This is a genomic window from Pseudoalteromonas sp. T1lg122 (genome assembly GCF_002964825.1).
GTDB classification, from domain to species: Bacteria; Pseudomonadota; Gammaproteobacteria; order Enterobacterales; family Alteromonadaceae; genus Pseudoalteromonas; species Pseudoalteromonas gelatinilytica.
Genome location: NZ_PQCG01000032.1, coordinates 134,058 through 157,776, shown reverse-complemented (window position 1 = coordinate 157,776; position 23,719 = coordinate 134,058). Strand labels below are relative to the sequence as shown.

The window sequence follows — 23,719 nt, the reverse complement described above, 5'->3', positions numbered from 1 at the left end:
GATGAATATAGAAAAAATTACTCAACGAATACTGCTATCTTCATTAGCAGTCATTAGTTTTCTGGGCCACGCCGAAGATATTGAGTTATATGTAAACCACAATGTTAACTTGGACGAAAAACCCCGAGTTCTTATAGTTTTCGATACCTCAGGTAGTATGGCATTTTCAACCAGCTCTGGTAACAGCTGTGGCTTCTCAAATGGTTTATATATCCCATGTTCAGATAGTCGCCTAGGGGTTGCACAAGACGCTATTACTAAATTGGTTGATGGTAACGATGACATCGATTTTGGCTTAATGCGTTTTAATAGCACTAATGGTGGCTATGTGCTAGCTGGCATTGGTTCACAAATATCGGCCTTGAAAACCACAATTGCGGGTCTTCCTGCCGATGGCGGGACACCACTGACCGAAACGCTATGGGAAGCTTATCTTTATATAACAGGGCAAAGTCTCTTCTACGGCGAAAAGGTTAATGCTGCTCTTCGTGATACTACAATAGAAAGAGGCACGCCTTATACAACATCAGTGCGAGTCTGCTCTGGTAAAGGTTGGAGTAAAGTTTGTTGGTACGAGCCACGTATTGAGTATACCTATTCCTATATTTCACCATTTGATAATTCAGAAGAAGTAAAACGCTGTGATAATTCAGTAAATATTATCTATATGACTGATGGTGACCCGTCGGCTGGCTCTGATAATGAACAGGACTCTAATATTAGTGCATTACACAAGTCGTACTTTGGTAGCTATTTAAGTGATGATGATAAAATTGCTGGTGTGTATTTACATAAGCTCGCAAAAGTTATTCACGGTACTGATGATGTTGAGGTGGATTTAAGGCCAACGACGACTGATATTCACGAAACAGGACGAGTTTATACCATAGGTTTTGGTAGTGGTATGAGTGATAATGGTAAGCGCTTACTATCTGAAACGGCATCAGAAGGTGGTGGTAAGTACCTTCATGCTAATACTGCAGAACAACTTTCTGAGGCCCTTAAAAATACCATTACTCAAATTCGAGAAGTGAACGATACGTTCACGGCACCATCAATTGCAAGTAACAATGTTGACCAAACTCGTAGTCGCGAATCGATTTATTATGCGATGTTTTACCCTAAAACAGGTGCTCGTTGGCGTGGAAATCTGAAAAAGCTAAAAGTATCTGGCGACCAAATTACCGATAGAGATGGTAAGCAAGCTCTCAATGAAGATGGTTTAATTGATAAAGATGCAAAAACTTTTTGGCTGCCTAGCGGTGAGAGCGCTGATGGTAATTCAGTTGAGTTAGGTGGTGTAAACCTGTATTTATCTAACTCTTCGAGCGTGCCAAATGAAGGACGCAAAGTACTAACAAATGTCAACGGCCGCATGCTTAACTTCACCCGTTATCGGGTAGTGTTCCATTACGGAACTATAGCCAAGGCTGCCGTTGATTTTGAAGCTGATCCGGATGAAGTTGAAGACCTTATTAACTGGTCAAGAGGCCTAGATATTGATGATGAAGACAAAGATGGATCGACAACGGATTCGCGTAAAGACATCTTCGGTGATCCACTACATTCAAAACCTGTAACAATTGACTATGGTAATGATGATATCCGAGTTTTAATTGGTACTAATGCAGGATACTTGCATATGTTCCAAGATAAAAACGATGTACTGAGCGAAAGCTGGGCGTTTATCCCTCGAAGCTTGTATAAAATAATAAAGCCACTTCGTGATAACCAAGCAGATACCAAGGTTTATGGTGTTGACGGGCCAATCTCTGTATTTTTTGATGATAAAAATAGTGATGGCATCGTAAATGGATCAGACCGTGTTTGGGCATTCTTTGGCCTAAGACGCGGTGGTAATTACTACTACGGACTCGATATAACTAACCCAGACTCACCAAGCCTGCTGTGGGATCAGCCAATTGTAGGTGGCACAGGTGACTTTAAAGAATTAGGGCAAACCTGGTCTAAACCTTCAGTTACTTATGTGAATCTAGATGGTTATAAAGACAGACCTGTGCTTATTTTTGGTGCTGGTTACGATACTAACAAAGACAATGTTATTCGTACTGATGATTCTCATGGTAGAGGTATTTTTATTGTTGATGCGCAAACAGGCAAAAAAGTGTGGGCATTAACGCCGAGTGAGAATGGCTTTTTAGGAAAACATAGTATCGCGTCAGATATCAGTATCTTAGATTCTGACTATGATGGTTACATTGATAGGCTATATGCAACGGATACGGGCGGTGATGTGTGGCGTGTTGATATGCCTTCTGATAGCCCAACAGATTCAGAAAACCCATGGACACATTTTAAATTAGCAAGTTTAGGGAGTGCGCTTTCAACGCAAGATCGCCGTTTCTTCTATAAGCCTTTGATTGCTAGAACCATGTTTAGCAAAGTTTCAGAAACAACGGTTGATGGGAAGGCAGTAACTACCCGTATTGATACACCATTTGATGCTGTGCTGATAGGCAGTGGTAACCGTTCTAAACCAACCGGTACAGTCACTAATGATCAGCTGTTCATGATCCGTGATATCAATACAGTTACTCAGCCTTTTTTAGGTAATGATGTACCAGCAACCATTACACAAGCTGACTTGATGAATATGGATTCTGATCCATTTGGCAATGCACTGGACGACGTGGATAAATTTACCGATTTAGAAATTGAGTTAGGTGAGTATCATGGTTGGTATTACAACTTATCTTCTGCTGGTGAAAAATCCCTTGCAGCAAGCACTGTGATTGGCGGTGTTGCTTATTTCACCACGTATACGCCTGCTTCAGCGACAGAAACGGCTAATCAGTGCTCACTGACGGGCGGCTCAGGAAGTTTATATGCTTTCCACTTACATTACGGTACAAAGGTGTATGACAGCTTAAAATTTACCACCTCGAATGATGTGCCAGATACGCCTCAACTTTATTTTGGTGTAGGTGACAGCTGTGTAGATGGTAATAGCGATGGTTATTGTGATGACAACACCGATGAAAAGGTTAAAGAACAAAGCCAGTTTTTAACTATAGGTCCAGGTATTAAAGGTGAGCAAAACCCACTGAAAGTACAAGAGATCCAAGGCCCTGGTTTAGTCATCGAAGACGGTAAAATTAAACTAGTTAGTGATGCAGTGCCAATTGGCTTTGGTTTTAAAACACAGCAAACCTTCATCTATAAGCAAGAGATAAACGATAATAGCCAATAATGGATTAAGCGACTGCTCTGCCTTACATGTTAAGGCAGAGCATGTACTGCTATTTGAATACCCGGCTTAATTGCATAATTATTGTTAGGCATCTATGATGAGAACAATGAGAGGTAACTCCTCTAAAAACAACTATATAGGTTTTTAAACTATGAACTTTATAAGAACAAAGGATCATAATGGTTTTACGCTAATCGAGCTGATGATTACCGTAGCTATATTAGGGATTATCGCGAGCATTGCTATTCCTAGTTATTTTGAGCACGTAAAACGTACAGCGCGAACAGAGGCAATTACTTCGTTATTAGATGCAGCTAATAAACAAGAGCAATACTTTGTCGATAATCGTGAATATACAAGCGCAATTGCTGATTTAGGTGTTTCTAGTTCTACAGAAAGTAACTTTTATACGATCACTGTAGAAGTAGACAATAGTGCGGGTACATTTGCATTTAAAGCAACACCTAAATCAGGCCCACCGTTACAAGATACCGAGTGTAAAACATTATCTATATCTGATACGGGTTTAAAAACATCAACAGGGTCTGCTGATTCAAGCACATGTTGGGGTAAATAAGCTTTATCAATTATCAGTTTGGCATTTATCAGTATCAATTAACCTGACCCGTCCAATTGGACTAACGCTTATAGCAAGCCCTTTGAGGCGTGCTTTACTATATTCTGGACAATAGATAAATTTCCCGTTACCTAGCCCCATCGGCATACCTGATGGGCTAAATGTGACTGAATGACGTGGATAAGTCAGCATATCAAATTTATTAATCGCTTCGATTTCCATTAATTTGGAATCACCACTTTCAAATACACCAAGCTCACCTTTATCAACAAAAACAGTTAAAGATTTATGCCATACTTCCTTGTTGCAACGATTGTTTTTTAACGCGCAAAAGGTGACATGGGCATCATTTGTTTGCGCTTTGAGGCGAGTAAATTGAAGCGCTCTTTTTACCGTATGCATGTTGCTATCTAAACGGTTTTTGGCCAGAAGTGGCTTATATTCAAATAAGGCGAAATGCAGCAGGAGTGATAAAATTGATAACACTATTAGGCTTTCAATTAACGTCGCTCCGTTGAGGCTGCGCAGAGTTGTAAGTGCCTTCATCCTTGAAGACTCCAAAATAGCGACTGTTTATTTAACTATAATTCGAGAGTGTGGGCTGTCAATTTACAAAGCTTAATTACATACATCTGTCGTAGTGCCAATATATAAAGCAGTCCCTGAGGTAAATACTTCTAGTTGTTTGTTATTATCGTTATCGGCTTTTGAAGGGCAGTAAGTAAACGTTCCTTGACTTGACGAGAGCATACCGCTGGTATCAAAAATAATAGAATTATCACCAGTGAAATTTAACTGACTATTCTCTGGAACTTCTTCCATGACTCTTAAAATGACATCGCCTACGTTGGGGTTGTAAACACCATTTTGGTTTGAATCAAAGAACACAAAAACGCTGCCATTATCCCAATTTAATAAACAACGAGTGCGTATGTTGGTTTCAATACTGTTGGTGTTACCACTGCAAACAACAATAATTGCATCACTACTTGTTGCTTTTGCGCGTGCAAAACTGAGTGTGCGTTTTAACTCTAATAAATAGCTTTCGGCGCGGTCACTTTCTAGCATGTCAGAGCTATCCCAAAGAGCGATAACGGCAACTATACCAACAATGGCAAGCGTGACCATTAGTTCCAATAATGTAAAACCTCGTTGTAATGATTTCATTGTTGTCTCTATTTTGAATCACTTTGTTTAATAATATCATGATTGCTGATTTAATCACCGTAATTCATAGCTTTGTTTGCCATCAGCAATGGGATTGTCTAAAATCGAGGCAATCGAGAAATAATAAGTAACCCGAAAATGAAAAAAATCGAAGCAATTATTAAACCATTTAAGCTTGATGATGTACGCGAAGCATTATCAGATGTGGGCATCACAGGGATGACGGTAAGTGAAGTAAAAGGCTTTGGCCGTCAAAAAGGGCACACTGAGCTTTATCGTGGTGCTGAGTACATGGTGGACTTTTTACCTAAGGTAAAATTAGATATCGTGTTAAGCGATGAAGATGTTGACCGTGCTATCGATGTTATCGTTAAAACATCGCAAACAGGTAAAATTGGTGACGGTAAAATCTTTGTTACTGACGTTGAACGTGTTGTACGTATTCGTACTGCAGAAGAAGATGAAGACGCGATTTAATACTAATCCACAAACATTAAAAAAGGCGCCTCAGGCGCCTTTTTGCTTTTAGTCTATTTTAACGCTTATTAGCTTCACGTGTTGCTTTAGCGTGTTCACTTAGCTCAGGTAAACCAAGCTTGTTGTAGCTTTTTTCCATGATCTCTAGTGCTTGATCAAGGTAGCTACTTTGTGAGTAGTGCTCAACTACGTATTTACCACGGTTTGCTGCAGCAAGGTATGCCTCACGCTCATAGTAGTATTCAGCAACTTTTAACTCATAGCGAGCCATTTTATTCAGTAGCCATACTAAACGTTTTTTCGCTTCTGGCGCATAAGCACTGTTAGGAAAACGTTTTAATAGCGTTGATAAGTCTGTAAATGCGACACGAGTACGGTTTGCATCTCTGTCAGCACGGTCTACACCAAAATATTCTTGGAATGCGTTTTCATCCGCTTTGATGTTTACCAAGCCACGCATGTAGTACATGTAGTCTAAATCTTTATGGTTTGGGTTTAAGCGAATAAAACGGTCGATTGTTGCGAGTGCTTGCTCAGTATTACCTGCTTGATAATGCGCATACACTAAGTCCATTTGTACTTGTTTTGATAAAGGACCAAAAGGGTAGCGAGAATCAATAGCGCTTAATAGCTCAATTGCACGGGCATATAAACCAGAATCTAATGTTTGTTTTGCATCTTCATATAAAGCTTGCGCAGATTTATTAGGAACGCGTTGGATATCTTCTTGATCGGGTGCTGATGAACAGGCACCTAAGCCAAGTACAGATACTGAAAAAACTATGGCGAACGCACGTTTCCCTATTTTATTTATCATTTTATTTCTTACCTTCGATGTCTTCGGCTAGGCCAAGTGAGGAAAACCGAGTAAACTATACGTATTATATTAAAGCGATTCTAACCCAGTCGAGCACAGCTTGCACTGGTAAATTGGGTAAAGTTACTAATGTCAGAGCAAATTTCTCTCCAAGCCGAGGTTCCAATTGACCTTGGCGGTAAACGTCTAGACCAAGTATTAGCGCAATTGTTCCCTGATTATTCTCGATCACGTATAAAAACGTGGATTTTGGATGATAAAATCACTGTAAACGGTGAAATATTAAACACACCGCGTGAAAAACTACTCGGTGGCGAAATGGTGAGTGTAGAAACAACCATCGAAGCCCCTCGTGAATATGAGGCACAAAATATCAAATTAAACATCGTTTATGAAGACGATGATATTTTGGTAATTAATAAACCAATGGGATTGGTCGTTCATCCAGGTGCGGGTAACCCAGATGGCACGGTATTAAATGCTTTACTGCACCATTATCCTGATATTATTAATGTACCTCGTGCGGGTATTGTGCATCGTCTAGATAAAGACACCACTGGTTTAATGGTGGTGGCGAAAACAATTCCGGCACAAACACATTTAGTGTCTGCGCTACAAAAGCGTGAAAACTTCACCCGTGAATACGAAGCAATTTGTAATGGCACAATGACTGCTGGTGGCATGGTTGAAAAACCAATTGGTCGTCATGCAACAAAGCGTACTCACATGGCCGTGCATGAAATGGGCAAACCAGCGGTTACGCATTATCGTGTTGCAGAAAAATTCCGTGCACATACACGCTTACGTTTACGTCTAGAAACAGGCCGTACTCACCAAATCCGTGTACACATGGCTTATTTAAACCACCCATTAGTTGGCGATCAACTGTATGGTGGTCGCCCACGTCCGCCTAAAGGCGCGACGCCAGAGCTGTTTCAAATGCTACGCGACTTTAAACGCCAAGCATTGCATGCTGTAAAACTATCAATTGCACACCCAATTACGGGTGAGTTAATGACCTGGCAAGCACCCATTCCAGATGATATGGCAGCTATGACAGAAGCATTACGCGCTGATACTAAAGCAAACCCAAATATTGAGTTTTAAGCGTTATGATCACACCAGCATGGACTGCCCCAAACACTGTTAGTGCACTGAGTACGACCCGAGAGGGCGGTGTATCAGTTGCACCCTTTGATAGTTTTAATGTGGGTTTACATGTTGGTGATGATGAGCAAGCCGTGCTTGCAAATCGCGCGTTACTTACAAATCAAATGCCAAACCCTGCTGTGTGGTTAAACCAAACACATAGCAGCGATGTGGTCGTGATTGATGAAGAGTCTGATTTAAGCCTCGTGCGCTCTGCTGATGCGCTCTACACCCGTTTAGTAAAGCAGCCGCTTGCTATAATGACTGCAGACTGTTTGCCGGTACTACTTTGTTCGAGTGTAGGCGATGAAGTCGCCGCAGTACATGGTGGCTGGCGTGGTTTAGCACAAGGTATAGTAGCAAACACGGTTTCGCATTTTCAAGCGCCAGCGAGCGATATTATTGCTTGGTTAGGCCCTGCCATTGGTCCTTCGCAATTTGAAGTCGGGCAAGAAGTAAAAGACTGTTTTTGTTCGCAAAACCCACTGCATCAACAAGCCTTTACAGCTAAACATGAAAAATACTTGGCTGATATCTACTTACTAGCACGCCAGCAATTGGCACAATTAGGCGTGGTCAAAATACACGGTGGTGAGCACTGTACCGTCACTGATAAATCACAGTTTTTCTCTTATCGACGCGATGGACAAACAGGCCGTATGGCAAGCTTGATCTGGCGCAATTAATACGCCTTTTTTGCGATTAAATTTTCTTCTTTTACTTGAACAAATCACTAAGCATACCCATTAATTAAGCAATTAGATTTTTTAATAGGTAAACCCTTATGCGTTTAGATAGATTTACAAGTAAATTTCAATCTGCGCTTTCAGATGCGCAGTCATTAGCACTTGGGCGCGATCATCAATTTATTGAGCCTGTGCATTTAATGTATTCATTGCTTCAGCAAAATGGTTCAAGTGTGCGTGCACTACTTGCACAAGCAGGTGTGAGTGCTGATGAGTTAAACACCAAGTTATCCCAAGAAATCGAAAAACTGTTTAAAGTTGAAGGTATTGGTGGTGATGTTCAGCTGTCAAATAACCTGATTTCGTTAATTAACTTGTGTGATAAGTATGCTCAAAAGCGAAAAGATAAATTCATTTCGAGTGAGTTATTTGTCCTTGCAGCGTGTGACGATAAAGGTCCATTAGGCGATATTTTTAAAGCGCTGAATATTACTTCTAGCAAAATTGAAGCGGCTATTGAGGCTATTCGTGGTGGTCAGAAGGTTGACGACCCAAATGCTGAAGAAACCCGTCAGGCATTAAAAAAATTCACCATCGATTTAACTGAACGAGCAGAGCAAGGTAAGCTTGACCCTGTTATTGGTCGTGATGACGAAATTCGTCGTACGATCCAAGTATTACAACGCCGTACTAAAAATAATCCGGTATTAATTGGGGAGCCGGGCGTAGGTAAAACAGCGATTGCTGAGGGCCTTGCGCAGCGAATTATCAATGGTGAAGTACCTGAGGGCTTAAAAAACAAGCGAGTATTATCGCTCGATTTAGGTGCGTTGGTTGCCGGTGCTAAATACCGTGGTGAATTTGAAGAGCGTTTAAAATCAGTTTTGAATGAACTAGCCAAAGAAGAAGGCCAAGTCATCCTCTTTATTGATGAAATCCATACCATGGTAGGCGCTGGTAAAACAGATGGCGCAATGGATGCGGGTAATATGTTAAAGCCTGCACTTGCCCGTGGTGAGTTACATTGCGTGGGTGCCACAACACTTGATGAGTATCGTCAATACATTGAAAAAGATGCGGCACTTGAGCGTCGCTTCCAAAAGGTGTTTGTTGATGAGCCATCGGTTGAAGACACTATTGCGATTTTACGTGGCCTAAAAGAGCGTTACGAGCTACATCATTCAGTTGATATTACCGATCCGGCCATTGTTGCTGCGGCGCAGCTGTCACACCGTTACATTAGCGATCGCCAATTACCAGATAAGGCAATTGATTTAATTGACGAAGCGGGTTCTTCGATTCGTTTGCAAATTGACTCAAAACCAGAGTCTTTAGACAAGCTTGAGCGTCGTATTATTCAGTTAAAACTGGAAGACAATGCATTGGCAAAAGAAAAAGACGAAGCGAGTCAAAAGCGCCGCACCGAAATGCAAGAACTGATCACTGAACTTGAAGCGCAATACCGCGAGCTAGACGAAGTGTGGAATGCCGAGAAGGCCTCATTGCAAGGCACGCAAGTAATTAAAGCTGAGCTTGAGCAGGCGCGTCTTGACTTGGAGGTGGCACGTCGTGCCAGCGACTTACAACGTATGTCTGAGCTGCAATATGGTCGTATCCCTGAACTTGAGCGCAAACTTGACCTTGCTTCACAGGCTGAAATGCAAGAAATGAGTTTGCTTAAAAACCAAGTAGGTGAAGACGAAATAGCGGAAATTCTATCGCGCTGGACAGGTATCCCGGTATCGAAAATGCTGCAAGGTGAGCGTGAAAAGTTACTGCAAATGGAAGATCAATTACACCACAAAGTGATTGGTCAAGATGAAGCCGTTGTGGCTGTTGCGAATGCAATACGTCGCTCTCGCGCAGGACTTGCTGATCCTAATCGTCCAATCGGTTCATTCTTATTTTTAGGCCCGACAGGGGTGGGTAAAACTGAACTGACTAAAGCACTAGCCAGCTTTATGTTTGACACCGAAGATGCCATGGTTCGCATTGATATGTCGGAGTTTATGGAGAAACACTCTGTGGCACGTTTAGTGGGTGCGCCTCCGGGTTATGTTGGCTATGAAGAAGGTGGCTATTTAACTGAAGCTGTACGCCGTCGTCCATATTCAGTCATTTTATTGGATGAAGTCGAAAAAGCGCATCCTGATGTATTTAACATCTTACTGCAAGTTCTTGATGATGGCCGTTTAACGGATGGGCAGGGGCGTACCGTTGATTTTAAAAATACGGTGATCATTATGACCTCTAACTTGGGTTCAGATATTATCCAAGAGCAAGCGGGTTCAAATGATTATGCTGGGTTAAAAGAAAAAGTGATGGGTGTATTGGTGAGCCAGTTCCGCCCTGAGTTTATTAACCGCATCGACGAAACCGTGGTATTCCATCCGCTTGCTAACGAGCACATTAAAGAAATTGCTGATATTCAGTTAAGTAAGTTACGTGAGCGATTAACGGAAAAAGGCTACATTCTTGAAGTAACGGATGCAGCGTTAAATCGCATCGCTGAAAGTGGTTTTGATCCAGTCTATGGGGCAAGGCCTTTAAAACGTGCTATTCAACATACCATTGAAAACCCATTAGCACAGCGCTTACTTGGTGGGGATTATCAACCGGGTGCTATCATCCATATTGATGCTGACGAGAATGGTCTCGTTTTCTCTAGTCGATAATTAGTATTAAAAACAAAAAGCCGCATCGATAATGATGCGGCTTTTTTGTATTAATCAGCTTTAAACTTTAAAGGTTAATAGCATATCGTTTACTTTGCGTGAGCGTTCAACAAGCCCCGCTGCATCTTTCGCCACGTTGTAACTATGCTTTAAGTTTTCTTCGCTATGACCTCTAATACTTTCAACATTTTCACGAATATCGGCGCTGACAACTTGTTGTTCCTCAGCAGCTGTTGAGATCTCAGTGGCAAGGCCTGATATTTCATTGATCTGTGCAAAAATGCTCGCAAGCTCAGTTTGTGTATGGGCGGTGGTATCAACACACGAGTCTGCTTGCTCTTTTGTTGATTGCATCACTTTAGACCAGCTAAATAATGTATCTTGAATCTCTTTAATCGAGCTATGAATTTGCGCTGTCGCATTTTGAGTGCGTGAAGAAAGTGCACGGACTTCATCTGCTACAACCGCAAAACCTCTACCATGTTCACCTGCACGTGCTGCTTCAATGGCGGCATTCAGTGCTAATAAGTTTGTTTGTTCGGCAATGCCTTCAATCTCACTCATTACTTGGCCAATTTTGTCCGCTTCGCTAGCAAGAGAATTCGCGGTGCTTGCTGCTTGTTCAACTTGGTTAGCCAGATCAGACACCATACTGCTGTTATCTTCAATATGCAGTTTGATATCGTTACAGCTTTGGTAAGTCGTTTTAACCTTATCAGCAGTGTGATGTGTATTTGCAGAAATCTCACCAATAGTTGCACTCATTTGTGTCATTGCCGTAGCAATGTCACTCAAGCGTTGTCCTTGTGCCGCAATACCTTGTTCGGTCAATGACGATTGCTTGTCTAAGTTAGTGGCGATATCTTTAAACGAGTACGTAGAGTCTTTCACACGACCTAAGACAGTTCTAAGCTTAGCAAACAGCATTTGCTGATTGTAGGCAGCAATACTAAAAGGGTGTGAACCGCAATAGACGTAACGTGAGACAGAATCAAACTCTGCACGTTGCTGCTTTAAATGGCTTGGCGTAACAACAAGTTCGTCATAATTTAAAGCAAAAAGCAGGACGACAAGGGCGCAGCTAGCTAAGGTAACCATCCACGAGGTAGTTAGCGCTAATCCAACCACGCCAGCAACCAATAAAATCGCAGACAATAATTGTCTGAGCGAAATATTCTCACGAAATGATGAGATAGATTTTCCATCATTAATTTTAGTGTACAGTGCCATCGCACGGGTTTTTAATTGCTCAGATGGTTTGGTACGTACTGATTGATAGCCAACTAATTGGCCATGTTCATAAATAGGCGTAACGAACGCATCGACCCAATAGTAGCGACCATCTTTACAGAGATTTTTTACCATGCCACGCCATGAGTGACCCTGCTTTAATTTATCCCACATCTCTTTAAATGCCGCTTTAGGCATATCTGGATGGCGTACAATATTATGATTTTTTCCGAGTAACTCTTCTTCGGTATAACCCGCAATAGTACAAAATTCCTTATTTACGTATGTGATTACACCGCGTAAATCTGTGGTAGAGACCAACTCCTGTTTTTCGGAGTATGTCACTTCTTGATTGATGATTTCTTGCCCACGACGCATATGAGTCCTCGAAATATACTTTTTTATGGTGTGCGGATTATAGTCTCAGAAAAATGTAAGGGAAGGGGGAACATATGGTTAACGGTGAAACTTTTAATAATTTCATCTTCCCTTTGATCTAAAACAATATCTTGCCTGAATTATTATGTTTAGCCTCAGTCTTTTGTATTAGTTAAAAGGTCTAATATCCTCAAGAAATAAGCTTAAATTGTATTTTTCATGATTTTAGCATCAATGAAGTGCCACCAAAGCAATTGTATAATAGCATCCACAATGGCAAGATTGAGCTTCAAGTGTATAGGTACTGAATGAAACTGATTTTTCGCTCTTGAGTAATTATTTTTTGCCCCCATACACTTAGGATTACAGCCACGCGGCTCGAGGAAGCATTTTTGATAAAACATGATTTAAATAAAACGCTAGAAGCGTTAACGGCACAATTTCCTAACGCAATTAATGGGATTAAACGTGGTATCGAGCGAGAAGCTTTAAGGATCAAACCAAGTGGTGTTATTTCACAACAAGGCCATCCACAAGGCGTGGGTAGTGCTTTAACAAATGATCACGTCACCACCGATTTTTCTGAATCGCTTTTAGAATTTATTACACCGGTTAGTACCTCAGCAGAGCAAACCCTCGCTCAGCTTAAAGATCTGCAAAAGTTCACGCTTTCTCATATGGGCGATGAGCTGCTATGGCCTATCAGTATGCCGTGCTTTATTGAACATCAAGATGATATTGTATTGGCGCAATTTGGTGATTCAAATATCGGCCGCATGAAAACACTTTACCGTGAAGGTTTGAAAAATCGCTATGGCAGCATGATGCAAGCGATTGCCGGTGTGCATTTTAATATGTCATTTCCTGAGAGCTTATGGCAAAGCCTGTATAGCTTAAATGGCAGTGAAGGAACACTCGCTGATTCTATTTCAAGTGGCTATTTGGGCCTTATCCGCAACTTTAAGCGTGAACTTTGGTTGATCAGCTTTTTGTTTGGTGCATCGCCAGCATTGTGTAACTCTTTCTTGCAAGGCCGTGAAACTGACTTACCTTTTAAAAAGCTAGGTAAAGGCACGCTTTATTTAGAAGTAGGGACTGCACTTCGTCTTGGTAATTTAGGCTATACCAACAGCGCACAATCGTCTTTACGTGTTATGTATAATTCATTAGAAGAATACGTAGCAGGTTTAAAAGAAGCGATTCATACCTCATCTGATATCTACAGCCATATTGACGATTACACGAGCGCAGAGCCAAAACAGTTAAACAAAAATATTCTGCAAATCGAAAACGAATTTTATTCTCCTATTCGTCCTAAACGAAATGCTGCATCGGGCGAAACCCCGACAGATGCATTACTGCGTGGCGGTATAGAGTACATTGAAGTTCGTGCGCTTGATGTAAACCCATTCAGTGAAACCGGTATCGATTTACAGCAAATTCGCTTCTTGGATGTATTCTTAACATATTGCTTATTGAACGACTCTCCAGAAATGGATTGGCAAGAACAACAGTTAAGCACAACTAACCTTGATGCCGTTGTTAATGAAGGTCGAAATCCAGAGTTAACCCTCAACAAACAAGGCAACAAGGTTCGTTTGACGGACTGGGCTGGGGCAATTTTTAATGATTTAACAGCCGTTGCCCGTTACATGGATAGTGCATACGGCGTGAGTTATTACAGCGAAACCATTGCTGAGCTTGCAACCTGGGTGAAAAGCCCTAGTAAAACCTTCTCTGGCAGATATGTCGGAGCACTGGCAAGTAAAAATCAAGATAATGGGCATTTCGCGTTAGCACTTGCAGAGCAATATAAACAAAATCATCTTGATGCTGAATATCAATTTTATGATCATGCTTTTTTAACCAAACAGGCATCTGACTCTGTACTTAAAGAACGTGAAGTGAAAGCGGCTGACAGTGTGTCTTTTACTGCATTTTTAGATGACTATTTTGCTAAAGCTTAGTAAGGTGAAGGCATAAAAAAACGCAGCCTAAGGAGGCTGCGTCAAAGATTCTTCAGGGATGAAACAATGCTATACTGCTGCATTCATAAGTTCAGACTGACCTGATAAGAAAAAGTTCAGCGAGATCCATAAAAAAATGAAAAAAAGTATAATTATTTTATCGCTGGCCGCATCACTGGCTGGTTGTGCAACCGCTCCGCCAGAGCAACCTCATGATATATGTAAGATTTTTGAAGAAAAGCCTGATTGGTATTACGATGCACGTGATGCACAAGAAAAGTGGGGCTCACCTAAACATGTGCTTATGAGCATGATGTATCAAGAAAGCTCATTTCGTCATGATGCAGCGCCGCCAATGGAATATTTCTTATGGGTTATCCCAATCGGTCGTGCAAGCTCTGCCTATGGTTATTCACAAGCAAAAACACCAACGTGGTCAGATTACATCCGTGAAACTGGTAACAGTGGTGCAGATAGGGACGATTTTGACGATGCTATCGACTTTATGGCGTGGTTTGTTTACAAAACACATAAAGTAAATGGGGTATCTAAATGGGATGCCTACGCTCAGTACCTAAACTACCATGAAGGGTGGGGTGGCTATAAACGGGGCACCTATAAAAGCAAAAAATGGCTGATGAATGTGGCAAATAAAGTAAAGCATCGAGCTAGTCGTTATGGTGCACAACTTAAAAAGTGTGAAGCCGATTTAGATAAAAACTGGTTCCAACGTTTATTTAGTTAATGACTAAATAGAAAGCCCGCTTCAATTAGCGGGCTTTTTACTAGCTATTTACCAGGAAACTGGTGAATATGGACATCCCTTTGCGGGAATGGAATCGTGATATCAGCGGCGTCAAAGGCAATTTTAACGCGTTCGTATAAGCCAAAATACACCGGCCAGTAGTTATCTGACTCAACCCACGCCCATACCAACATACCAATATGGCTTTCACCATGTTGACTAACATGGACTGTCGGTTTTTTATCTTCAATGTCTTTTAATACCAAATCATAATCATCAAGCACGCTCATTAGCACGTCACGGGCTTTATGCACATCATCGCCGTAACTGATACCAAATTCGATAGCAACGCGGTGAGTTGGCTCTGCAAACTTATTTTTAACGCAGCCATTTGATAGCGTGCCATTTGGGATAATAATTTTTTCGTTGTCGTAGGTGAGTAAAACAGTGACAAAAATTTGTATCTCAACCACTTTACCCATGTAGCCTTGTGCTTCGATAACATCGCCGACTTTAAAAGGCTTAAAGAACAAGATAAGCACGCCACCTGCAAAGTTAGCTAAGCTGCCTTGAAGAGCCATGCCCACTGCTAGGCCTGCTGCACCCAGCATAGCTATAAACGAGGTTGTTTCTATACCAATCATCGACGCGACAGATATCAGTAACAGTACTTTTAGAATGACTGAGATAAAGGAGACTAAAAAGTGCGTAAGGCCAACTTCGAACTTGACCTTATTCATTGATTTTTCTGCCATATTGGCAATTCTACCAATTAACCACCAACCTATAATTAAAACTAGGATTGCGAGGATAAACTTTGGCCCGTAAAGCATCAGCAATTCGATAGCTTGGTTATAGATTTTTTCGATTGATATTTCGTCCATTTTCATTCCTTGTTATATCAATGTATATGCAAAAGAAATAATAGTAGACGAATAAGGCTGTTGTGTGTGGCTTGCGTGGAGAAATACGAATTTTCAGATATTTTCGATTTGTCAGTAACAAAAAAGGAGTAACTAGCTACTCCTTTTTTCTAATTTAATGTCGGAACTGTTAACGGTTATTCTGTACGTTTACTTGGAATAACTTTAACCAGTTTCACCATATTTTCTTTTATTTCTAACACTTCGATTGGGTAACCCGCAATTCGTAAACTTAAGTTGGTATCTGGAATATCTTCCAAGTACTCAACGATTAAGCCACTGAGGGTTTTTGGACCATCGATCGGTAATTCCCAACCCATTTCTTTGTTTAGATCGCGAATGTTTGCACCCCCATCGACAAGCACTGAACCATCATCTTGCTCTGTCACTTCTTCACTTGGTGTGCGTGATTGTGTTGTCGTAAAGTCACCTACAACTTCTTCAAGGATATCTTCAAGCGTTACTAGACCTTGAATATCACCATATTCATCAACCACTAAGCCAATGCGTTCTTTCGATTGCTGGAACTTAAGTAATTGCGTGTTTAATGATGTACCTTCAGGAATGAAGTAAATTTCACGAACAGCACGCAGTAGTGATGGTTTATCGAACTGCTCTTTCGTTAATAGGCGTAATGCATCACGTGAGTGAATAAAGCCAACAGCATCATCTATTTGGTCACGATACAATAGTACGCGAGTATGCTGTGCATGCGTAAGCTGACGGCTAATAAGTTTCCAATCATCATTGATATCAATAGCAACAATTTCGTTACGCGGGATCATGATATCTTCAACGGTGACTTGTTCTAAATCTAAAATTGAAGTCAGCATGCTTTGGTGGCGAGCAGGTAATAGTGCACCTGATTCATTGACCACTGTTTTTAATTCTTCTTTACTTAAGCTGTGCTCTTCAATTTGTGCTGTTGTGATACCAAACAAGCGTAACATGCCGTTGGTCATCCAGTTTACGACAAGCACAAATGGGAAAAGAATTTTCAAAAGGCCTTTTAATACAATTGAGCTTGGGAAAGCGACCTTTTCTGGATAAAGCGCTGCCAGTGTCTTTGGCGTTACTTCGGCAAAGATTAAAACCACTAAGGTAAGTGCGCCGGTTGCAATGGCAATACCGAGATCACCATATAGGCGAATACCAATAATCGTCGCAACCTGTGCTGCAGCGATATTAACTAAGTTGTTACCAATCAAGATCAGACCAATGAGTCTGTCAGGGCGACTTAAAAGTTTGCTGACACGTTTCGCGGCACGATGATCTTCTTTAGCAAGATGGCGCAAGCGAATACGGTTAATTGACATAATTCCAGTTTCAGAACCAGAAAAATAAGCAGAAATAAGTATCAATAATCCCAGTATAATAAACAGGGAACTAGTCGATATGTCGTCCAACGATGGATCCTTTTTTTATAAATCAGTGCATATTAAGCTAGAGACAGCTTGCTGAGTCAAGTTAAAACTTATTTAGAATCACTTCTTGGATGAAACGGCTGCCAAAATAAGCAAGTGATAAGATAAAAGCGGCTATCATGATCGAAAACACCACAGGCTTACCACGCCAGCCTTGACGCAAATGTCCCACAGTAACAACCGTGAAAATCAGCCATGCAATTAACGATAAAACAGTCTTATGAATAAATTCACTCGCAAACATACCTTCTAAAAAGATAAATCCAGAAAGAAGTGCAAAAGTGAGCAAGATAGTGCCGAGTGTGAGTAATTGATAAAGCTGACGCTCAACCACCATTAAAGGAGGTAAGTGGCTGTGTACAATTGCCAAGTCTTTGCGTTTTAAACGCTTATCAATAAAGTAGAACTGCACGGCGTAGAGTGTTGATATGATCAATACACAATAGGCCAACAGCGATAACGAAATATGAGTGACTAAGCCAAGTTCGACATCGATTGAATGTAAAATCACATGATGCGGTATAAATAAACTGGCTAAAGTTAGTATGGCTGCAAAGCCATAAACTACGGGCAATAATAATGTAGCAGGGAATTTAAGGGATACTGCCGTCACGGAGACCACAATGACCCAACAGGTTAATAGTGCAACGTTGACGATACTCAAATCTTGTCCGTCAGCACGAAATACAGAATTAACCAGCAATAACATATGAGCAAGGATAGCCACGGTGCTGAGTATCACCGTGAGTTTTTGGCTTGGACCTTGTTTGTGGAAAAGACGTGAAAGCACATGCGACGTTGCTAACACATAAAACAAACTAGCAATAATAGTTAAACTAATAATCATCGTGTTTTGGCCACTTAATTTATATCGATAAATCCTTGTCTCTTTGATGCCATTGTATTTTATAGCAAGGAAAAAGCATAGAGTTTGTAAAAAGAAACTCAAACAGCGCACTTGAACACTGTATTGTCGACCACCATTTACGGTATACTGCTAGGAATTAAATTTTAATATTGCCTGTATGGTCGTCAAACTTGTCTGTTTTATGTACATTGCAGGTGAAACACGTTTTATCGGAACCTTTACATGTTTGAGAATCTCCAAGAACGCTTAGGTAAAACCTTAAAAAATATCAGTGGCCGCGGACGCCTAACTGAAGACAATATAAAAGATACATTACGCGAAGTCCGCATGGCATTTTTGGAAGCGGACGTTGCCTTACCTGTTGTTCGTGAGTTTGTTAAGCAAGTTAAAGAGCGCGCAGTTGGTGTTGAAGTAACGAAAAGCTTAAGCCCAGGTCAAGTCTTTATTAAGATTGTTCGTGAAGAACTTGAAAAGGCCATGGGTGAAGCAAATGAAGAACTGAGCCTTAATGCACAGCCGCCAGCGGTAGTGATGATGGCGGGTTTACAAGGTGCGGGTAAAACCACCAGTGTTGGTAAATTAGCTAAATTCTTAAAAGAGCGTAAAAAGAAATCTGTATTAGTTGTGAGTGCCGACGTTTACCGTCCTGCGGCAATTAAACAGCTAGAAACACTTGCGAGTGAAGTGGGTGTTGAGTTCTTCCCAAGTGACATCTCACAAAAGCCAGTCGATATTGCGACGAATGCTATTTCACATGCGAAGAAGAAATTTATTGATGTGGTGCTAGTCGATACCGCAGGTCGTCTACACGTTGATAGCGACATGATGGATGAAATTAAAGCACTACATAGTGCAATTAATCCAATCGAAACTTTATTCGTCGTTGATGCGATGACAGGTCAAGATGCTGCAAACACCGCAAAAGCATTTGACGAAGCGCTGCCGCTAAGTGGTGTGATCTTAACCAAGACTGATGGTGACGCCCGTGGTGGTGCTGCATTATCAATTCGTCACATTACTGGTAAGCCAATTAAATTTATGGGTGTGGGTGAGCGCACTGATGCACTTGAACCATTCCATCCAGACCGTATCGCTTCGCGGATCCTAGGCATGGGTGACGTACTTTCATTAATCGAAGAAGTCGAAATGAAAGTCGATAAAGAGAAAGCGGCTAAAGTTGCAGAGAAAGTATTTAAAGGTGATGGTTTTACATTAGAAGATTTTGCTGAGCAACTTCGTCAGATGAAAAACATGGGCGGTATGATGTCGATGCTTGATAAGTTACCGGGCATGCAAAACCTTCCTGATGCTGTTAAAGGCCAAATGAGTGATAAAACTTTTGTACAAATGGAAGCAATCATTAGCTCTATGACACCAAAAGAGCGTGCTCGCCCTGAAATCATCAAAGGTTCTCGTAAAAAACGTATTGCTGCAGGTTCTGGTACACAGGTGCAAGAAATCAATAAACTGCTTAAACAGTTTACGCAAATGCAGAAGATGATGAAGAAGATGAAAGGTAAAGGCGGCATGATGAAAATGATGCGCGGCATGAAAGGAATGCTTCCGCCGGGAATGCTAGGCGGCGGTCCTAAGTTCTAAGCATTCATGCTTTCATTAAAAAAGGAGCGAGTCGCTCCTTTTTTAATGGATAAATTATGCATAATTGTTACGCTGATGTAATATCTAACGCTCAGATCAGTGTTTAATCAACTTAACTTACATTTTGCCGCAGTTCTTACTTGCAATATTACAAAAAACTCGTACAATTCCCCGGCTTCCCATATTGGGGAGTAAATCTTATTAATGAAAACAGTCAATCTATGTAGAGGACGGTATGGTAACTATTCGTTTGCAACGTGGTGGCGCTAAAAAACGCCCTTTCTATCAAATTGTGGTTGCGGATAGCCGTTTCTCGCGTGACGGTCGCTTCATCGAGAAAGTAGGTTTCTTTAACCCTATCGCTGCAGGTCAGGAAGAAAAAGTACGTTTAGATTTATCTCGTGTTGATCACTGGGTAGGTCAAGGCGCATCTCTTACAGATCGCGTAGCTAAGTTAGTTAAAGACGCTCGTAAAGCGGCTTAATAGGCGTAAGTGTAACCATGAGTCAAGAGAACACCTCGATTATTACAGTAGGAAAGCTCGGTGCCCCATATGGTATAAAGGGCTGGCTTAAGGTGCATTCATTTACTGATGATCCCGAAGGGATCTTCGATTTCAGCCCATGGTTGATAGGGCAACAAGGTAAATGGCAGACCTTAGAAGTGGTCGACTGGCGTCGCCACAACAAAGGCTTTATCGCTAAAGTTGCGCAAGTAAACGACCGAGACGAAGCAATGGCTTTGACCAATGTAGAAATCTCAGTAGATGCAGCGCAGCTACCAGAATTACCGCAAGGTGAGTTCTATTGGCGAGATCTCATCGGCATGTCTGTTGTAACCGATAAAGGTTATGACTTAGGTATTGTTGATGACCTAATGGAGACAGGGTCAAATGATGTTTTGGTTGTGAAAGCAAACAAAAAAGATGCATTTGGCCAAGCAGAACGTTTAATTCCTTTCTTAACAGATTCTGTTATCAAAGAAGTTAAGCATGATGCGAGAGAAATTACCGTAGACTGGGACCCAGGGTTTTAATGTCACAAACGAGTTCATTATGGGTTGGGGTTATTAGCCTTTTCCCGGACATGTTTGATGCGATTACCACCCAAGGTGTTACAGGTCGCGCAGTTAAAAATGGTCTAATCGACTTTAACTGCTGGAATCCACGTGACTATGCGACTGATAAGCATAGAACTGTGGACGATCGTCCTTACGGGGGCGGTCCTGGCATGTTAATGATGGTTGAACCATTGAAACAAGCTATCCTTGACGCTAAAAAGGCGGCAGGTGATGGCGCTAAAGTAATTTATATGTCCCCGCAAGGGCGCAAATTAGATCAGCAAGGTGCAACTGAGCTTGCACAATCAGAAAAGTTGATTCTAATTGCCGGTCGCTATGAAGGTATAGATGAGAGAATCATAGAATCATACGTTGACGAAGAATGGTCAATTGGAGATTTTATTCTGAGTGGTGGTGAATTACCCGCTATGACGCTAATTGATGCAGTAGCACGATTAGTTCCAGGTGTGTTAGGTCACAATCAGTCAGCAGAGCAAGATTCATTTTCGGATGGATTGCTTGATTGTCCACACTATACACGGCCAGAGACATTGGATGATAAACAGGTGCCTGCTGTATTACTCAGTGGAAACCACCAAGAAATCGCTAAGTGGCGCTTAAAGCAATCACTTGGTCGAACTTGGCTTCGTCGTCCTGACTTGTTGCATAACCTAGCTCTGACTGAGGAGCAAGCGGCACTACTTGCAGAATTCAAGCAAGAGTACCAACAAGCTTGTGGCTAGAAGACAGTTACACCTAGGAAAGTGAGAAATATAATGGCAAAAGTAAACCAAAACATTATTAAAGCGCTTGAAGAAGAGCAGCTTAAATCAGACGTACCAGCATTCGGCGCTGGTGATACAGTAGTTGTACAGGTACGTGTTAAAGAAGGCGAGAAAGAGCGTCTACAGGCCTTTGAAGGTGTTGTAATCGCTAAGCGTAATCGTGGTCTTCACTCAGCATTCACAGTTCGTAAAATTTCGAGCGGTGAAGGTGTTGAGCGTGTATTCCAAACGCACAGCCCTCTTATCGATAGTATCTCAGTTAAACGTCGCGGTGCTGTTCGCCGTGCGAAACTTTACTATCTACGTGAGCGTTCTGGTAAATCTGCACGTATTAAAGAGAAACTTAACTAATACGCGCGTTTTTACTACGCAAAATAAAACGGGTTGCAGCCTCTGGTTGCAACCCGTTTTGGTTTTTAAAGCGAAAATTTCTCATCACTCCCTTCTCTATAGCATCTCTGTAAACACTTCGTCTTTTGCAGCATTCTATATAATACCAATCCGCAATAATACTTAATCATTTTGAGGGATTAAACCTGTCGCTACCTGCGTTAAAAATTTCTGATTTAGAACAACTAAATAACGAAATTTTTGCCTTGTTATCAACGAGGTTTTATTGCCTCAAAATAGACCACTTTATTAAGCGAATTGGTATAAATCATTTTGTTATTGATTAGCAGCCGGTACATTAGTGTTGTATCTTGCTAGCCCTTTGTACTTCAGTCTTTATCCTGTTACTATAATTCGTATTGAAAGCTTTACTTTTTCGTATATATAAATTTACGTTTTTAGGGTTTGAGGTGTAATAACGTGGTAACAGTGAATGATCTAGCTGATTTAAGAGCTGGAATAGATGAATGTGATGCGCAATTGGTGGCATTACTGGCTAAACGTAATGGTATAACAGAAAAAATTGGGGCAATTAAACAACAAATTGGCGCACCATTACATGCACCTGATCGTGAGGCAGATTTACTTGCTGCTCGTCGACAAGAAGCTGTCGCTCAAGGGGTTAATCCTGAGTTAGTGGAAGATATACTTCGCCGTATGATGCGTGAAGCATATCAAAATCAGCAAGGTAGCCTTGCTTGTGCTGCACCTCAGTTATCGCCGATAGTGATTGTTGGTGGTGAAGGGGCAATGGGCCAGTTATTTGCTCAGCAGTTTAAGCGTTCTGGTTATGAAGTTCGTATTTTAGATAAAGCACAACAAGCACAAAGTGAAGCGATATTAAAAGGGGCTAAATTAGTTCTTGTTAGTGTGCCAATTAATGCGCTTGAGCAAGTTGTTGCCGCATTACCGACGCTTGATGATGATTGTTTGTTAGTTGATATTACCTCGGTTAAACAAAAGCCTTTAAAAGCACTTATGGCAGCTCATAACGGTCCTGTCGTGGGATTACACCCCATGTTTGGTCCAGATATTTCGCATTGGGTTAAGCAAACGGTCGTTGTCTGTGAGGGACGCAATCATGAAGTAGCGCAAGGTTTATTGGCACAATTACAGGTGTGGGGCTGTCAAGTTGTTGAAATGGATGCTAAAAAACATGATGAAGCAATGCAGATCATTCAGGTAATGCGCCACTTAACGACTTTTGTATACGGGCAGTTTCTTGCAAAGCAAAGTCATACACTCGCAGAGCTTCGTAGCTGTTCATCACCTATATATCAGCTCGAGTTAATGATGGTAGGGCGCTTATTTGCCCAGTCACCTGAGCTTTACTCTGACATTATGCTGGCACAATTCGATGATGTAGAGTCACTACTGGCTAATTACCAAGAAACCTTTGCTGAAACGCTCGAAAAGCTTAAAGCAGGGGATAAAGCATCATTGATTGCAGCCTTTGCTGATGCGAAAGAATACTTCTCAGATGCGACAGCACATTTCTTAACGCAAAGCCGCAGCTTACTCAACAAAGCAAATGACGCAAAGGTACTCGATTAAATTGTGCTAATCGATAAAAAGCCCGCAACTAAGCGGGC

The 23,719-nt window shown here is 41.4% G+C and carries 21 protein-coding genes; 14 read left to right on the top strand and 7 right to left on the bottom strand.

The genetic code is table 11. The features are described 5' to 3' along the window. The first annotated feature begins 1 nt into the window (after position 1). Both C2M33_RS13330 and C2M33_RS13325 read left to right on the top strand, forming a co-directional pair. Positions 2–3,211, top strand: a complete 3,210-nt coding sequence (locus C2M33_RS13330) for a pilus assembly protein (protein WP_105174638.1) — start codon at positions 2–4, stop codon at positions 3,209–3,211. A 151-nt stretch (positions 3,212–3,362) separates the two neighbouring features. Next, positions 3,363–3,788 carry a type IV pilin protein gene (locus C2M33_RS13325; RefSeq protein WP_063700174.1) on the top strand — a complete coding sequence of 142 codons (426 nt, stop codon included), beginning with the start codon at positions 3,363–3,365 and terminating at the stop codon, positions 3,786–3,788. 6 nt (positions 3,789–3,794) lie between these two features. Here the strand turns inward: C2M33_RS13325 and C2M33_RS13320 are convergent, their stop codons facing one another. Both C2M33_RS13320 and C2M33_RS13315 read right to left on the bottom strand, forming a co-directional pair. Further along, a complete protein-coding gene (locus C2M33_RS13320; RefSeq protein WP_063700172.1) occupies positions 3,795–4,334 on the bottom strand; it encodes a GspH/FimT family protein in 540 nt (179 codons plus the stop codon). A 72-nt stretch (positions 4,335–4,406) separates the two neighbouring features. Continuing rightward, a complete protein-coding gene (locus C2M33_RS13315; RefSeq protein ID WP_063700169.1) occupies positions 4,407–4,955 on the bottom strand; it encodes a GspH/FimT family pseudopilin in 549 nt (182 codons plus the stop codon). Between the two features lie 138 nt (positions 4,956–5,093). Between C2M33_RS13315 and C2M33_RS13310 the strand changes: the two genes are divergently transcribed. Continuing rightward, a complete protein-coding gene (locus C2M33_RS13310; RefSeq protein WP_054551748.1) occupies positions 5,094–5,432 on the top strand; it encodes a P-II family nitrogen regulator in 339 nt (112 codons plus the stop codon). Positions 5,433–5,490: 58 nt separating this feature from the next. Here C2M33_RS13310 and C2M33_RS13305 read toward each other — a convergent pair whose 3' ends face one another. After that, positions 5,491–6,249 (bottom strand): outer membrane protein assembly factor BamD, encoded by a 759-nt coding sequence (locus C2M33_RS13305; protein ID WP_054551747.1) that lies wholly within the window; start codon positions 6,247–6,249, stop codon positions 5,491–5,493. A 129-nt stretch (positions 6,250–6,378) separates the two neighbouring features. Between C2M33_RS13305 and rluD the strand changes: the two genes are divergently transcribed. The 3 genes from rluD to clpB all read left to right on the top strand — a co-directional run bounded on the left by rluD (position 6,379) and on the right by clpB (position 10,759). Continuing rightward, on the top strand, positions 6,379–7,356 hold the full coding sequence (gene rluD / locus C2M33_RS13300; RefSeq protein WP_054551746.1) for a 23S rRNA pseudouridine(1911/1915/1917) synthase RluD: 978 nt from the start codon (positions 6,379–6,381) through the stop codon (positions 7,354–7,356). Between the two features lie 5 nt (positions 7,357–7,361). After that, positions 7,362–8,084 (top strand): peptidoglycan editing factor PgeF, encoded by a 723-nt coding sequence (gene pgeF, locus C2M33_RS13295; RefSeq protein ID WP_105174637.1) that lies wholly within the window; start codon positions 7,362–7,364, stop codon positions 8,082–8,084. Between the two features lie 98 nt (positions 8,085–8,182). After that, a complete protein-coding gene (gene clpB / locus C2M33_RS13290; protein ID WP_063700164.1) occupies positions 8,183–10,759 on the top strand; it encodes an ATP-dependent chaperone ClpB in 2,577 nt (858 codons plus the stop codon). A gap of 60 nt (positions 10,760–10,819) precedes the next feature. Here clpB and C2M33_RS13285 read toward each other — a convergent pair whose 3' ends face one another. After that, complete coding sequence (locus C2M33_RS13285; protein ID WP_105174636.1) at positions 10,820–12,367, bottom strand: methyl-accepting chemotaxis protein; 1,548 nt, start codon at positions 12,365–12,367, stop codon at positions 10,820–10,822. Between the two features lie 392 nt (positions 12,368–12,759). Here C2M33_RS13285 and gshA point away from each other — a divergent pair, with 392 nt between their 5' ends. Both gshA and C2M33_RS13270 read left to right on the top strand, forming a co-directional pair. Further along, positions 12,760–14,334, top strand: a complete 1,575-nt coding sequence (gene gshA, locus C2M33_RS13275) for a glutamate--cysteine ligase (protein ID WP_105174635.1) — start codon at positions 12,760–12,762, stop codon at positions 14,332–14,334. Between the two features lie 136 nt (positions 14,335–14,470). After that, positions 14,471–15,079, top strand: coding sequence for a transglycosylase SLT domain-containing protein (locus C2M33_RS13270; RefSeq protein ID WP_063700155.1), 609 nt, complete (start codon positions 14,471–14,473; stop codon positions 15,077–15,079). A 44-nt stretch (positions 15,080–15,123) separates the two neighbouring features. Here C2M33_RS13270 and C2M33_RS13265 read toward each other — a convergent pair whose 3' ends face one another. From C2M33_RS13265 to C2M33_RS13255, 3 genes are all read right to left on the bottom strand, one after another. Further along, positions 15,124–15,963, bottom strand: coding sequence for a mechanosensitive ion channel family protein (locus C2M33_RS13265; protein WP_063700152.1), 840 nt, complete (start codon positions 15,961–15,963; stop codon positions 15,124–15,126). A 176-nt stretch (positions 15,964–16,139) separates the two neighbouring features. Continuing rightward, entirely contained in the window at positions 16,140–17,408 is a 1,269-nt protein-coding gene (locus C2M33_RS13260; RefSeq protein WP_138625242.1) for an HlyC/CorC family transporter, read from the bottom strand. A 61-nt stretch (positions 17,409–17,469) separates the two neighbouring features. Further along, a complete protein-coding gene (locus C2M33_RS13255; protein ID WP_063700149.1) occupies positions 17,470–18,273 on the bottom strand; it encodes a cytochrome C assembly family protein in 804 nt (267 codons plus the stop codon). A 243-nt stretch (positions 18,274–18,516) separates the two neighbouring features. Between C2M33_RS13255 and ffh the strand changes: the two genes are divergently transcribed. From ffh to tyrA, 6 genes are all read left to right on the top strand, one after another. Beyond that, positions 18,517–19,893 carry a signal recognition particle protein gene (gene ffh / locus C2M33_RS13250; RefSeq protein WP_063700147.1) on the top strand — a complete coding sequence of 459 codons (1,377 nt, stop codon included), beginning with the start codon at positions 18,517–18,519 and terminating at the stop codon, positions 19,891–19,893. A gap of 235 nt (positions 19,894–20,128) precedes the next feature. After that, a complete protein-coding gene (rpsP, locus tag C2M33_RS13245; protein ID WP_063700145.1) occupies positions 20,129–20,377 on the top strand; it encodes a 30S ribosomal protein S16 in 249 nt (82 codons plus the stop codon). Positions 20,378–20,394: 17 nt separating this feature from the next. Then, on the top strand, positions 20,395–20,928 hold the full coding sequence (gene rimM / locus C2M33_RS13240; RefSeq protein ID WP_063700143.1) for a ribosome maturation factor RimM: 534 nt from the start codon (positions 20,395–20,397) through the stop codon (positions 20,926–20,928). Continuing rightward, the gene (gene trmD / locus C2M33_RS13235) at positions 20,928–21,695 is read left to right on the top strand and encodes a tRNA (guanosine(37)-N1)-methyltransferase TrmD (RefSeq protein WP_063700141.1); all 768 of its coding nucleotides are present in this window, start codon (positions 20,928–20,930) and stop codon (positions 21,693–21,695) included. Before rimM ends, trmD begins: the two co-directional genes overlap by 1 nt. Positions 21,696–21,728: 33 nt before the next feature. Next, positions 21,729–22,088 carry a 50S ribosomal protein L19 gene (gene rplS, locus C2M33_RS13230; protein WP_063700138.1) on the top strand — a complete coding sequence of 120 codons (360 nt, stop codon included), beginning with the start codon at positions 21,729–21,731 and terminating at the stop codon, positions 22,086–22,088. 459 nt (positions 22,089–22,547) lie between these two features. Further along, complete coding sequence (gene tyrA, locus C2M33_RS13225) at positions 22,548–23,681, top strand: bifunctional chorismate mutase/prephenate dehydrogenase (RefSeq protein ID WP_105174634.1); 1,134 nt, start codon at positions 22,548–22,550, stop codon at positions 23,679–23,681. Positions 23,682–23,719: the final 38 nt, after the last annotated feature.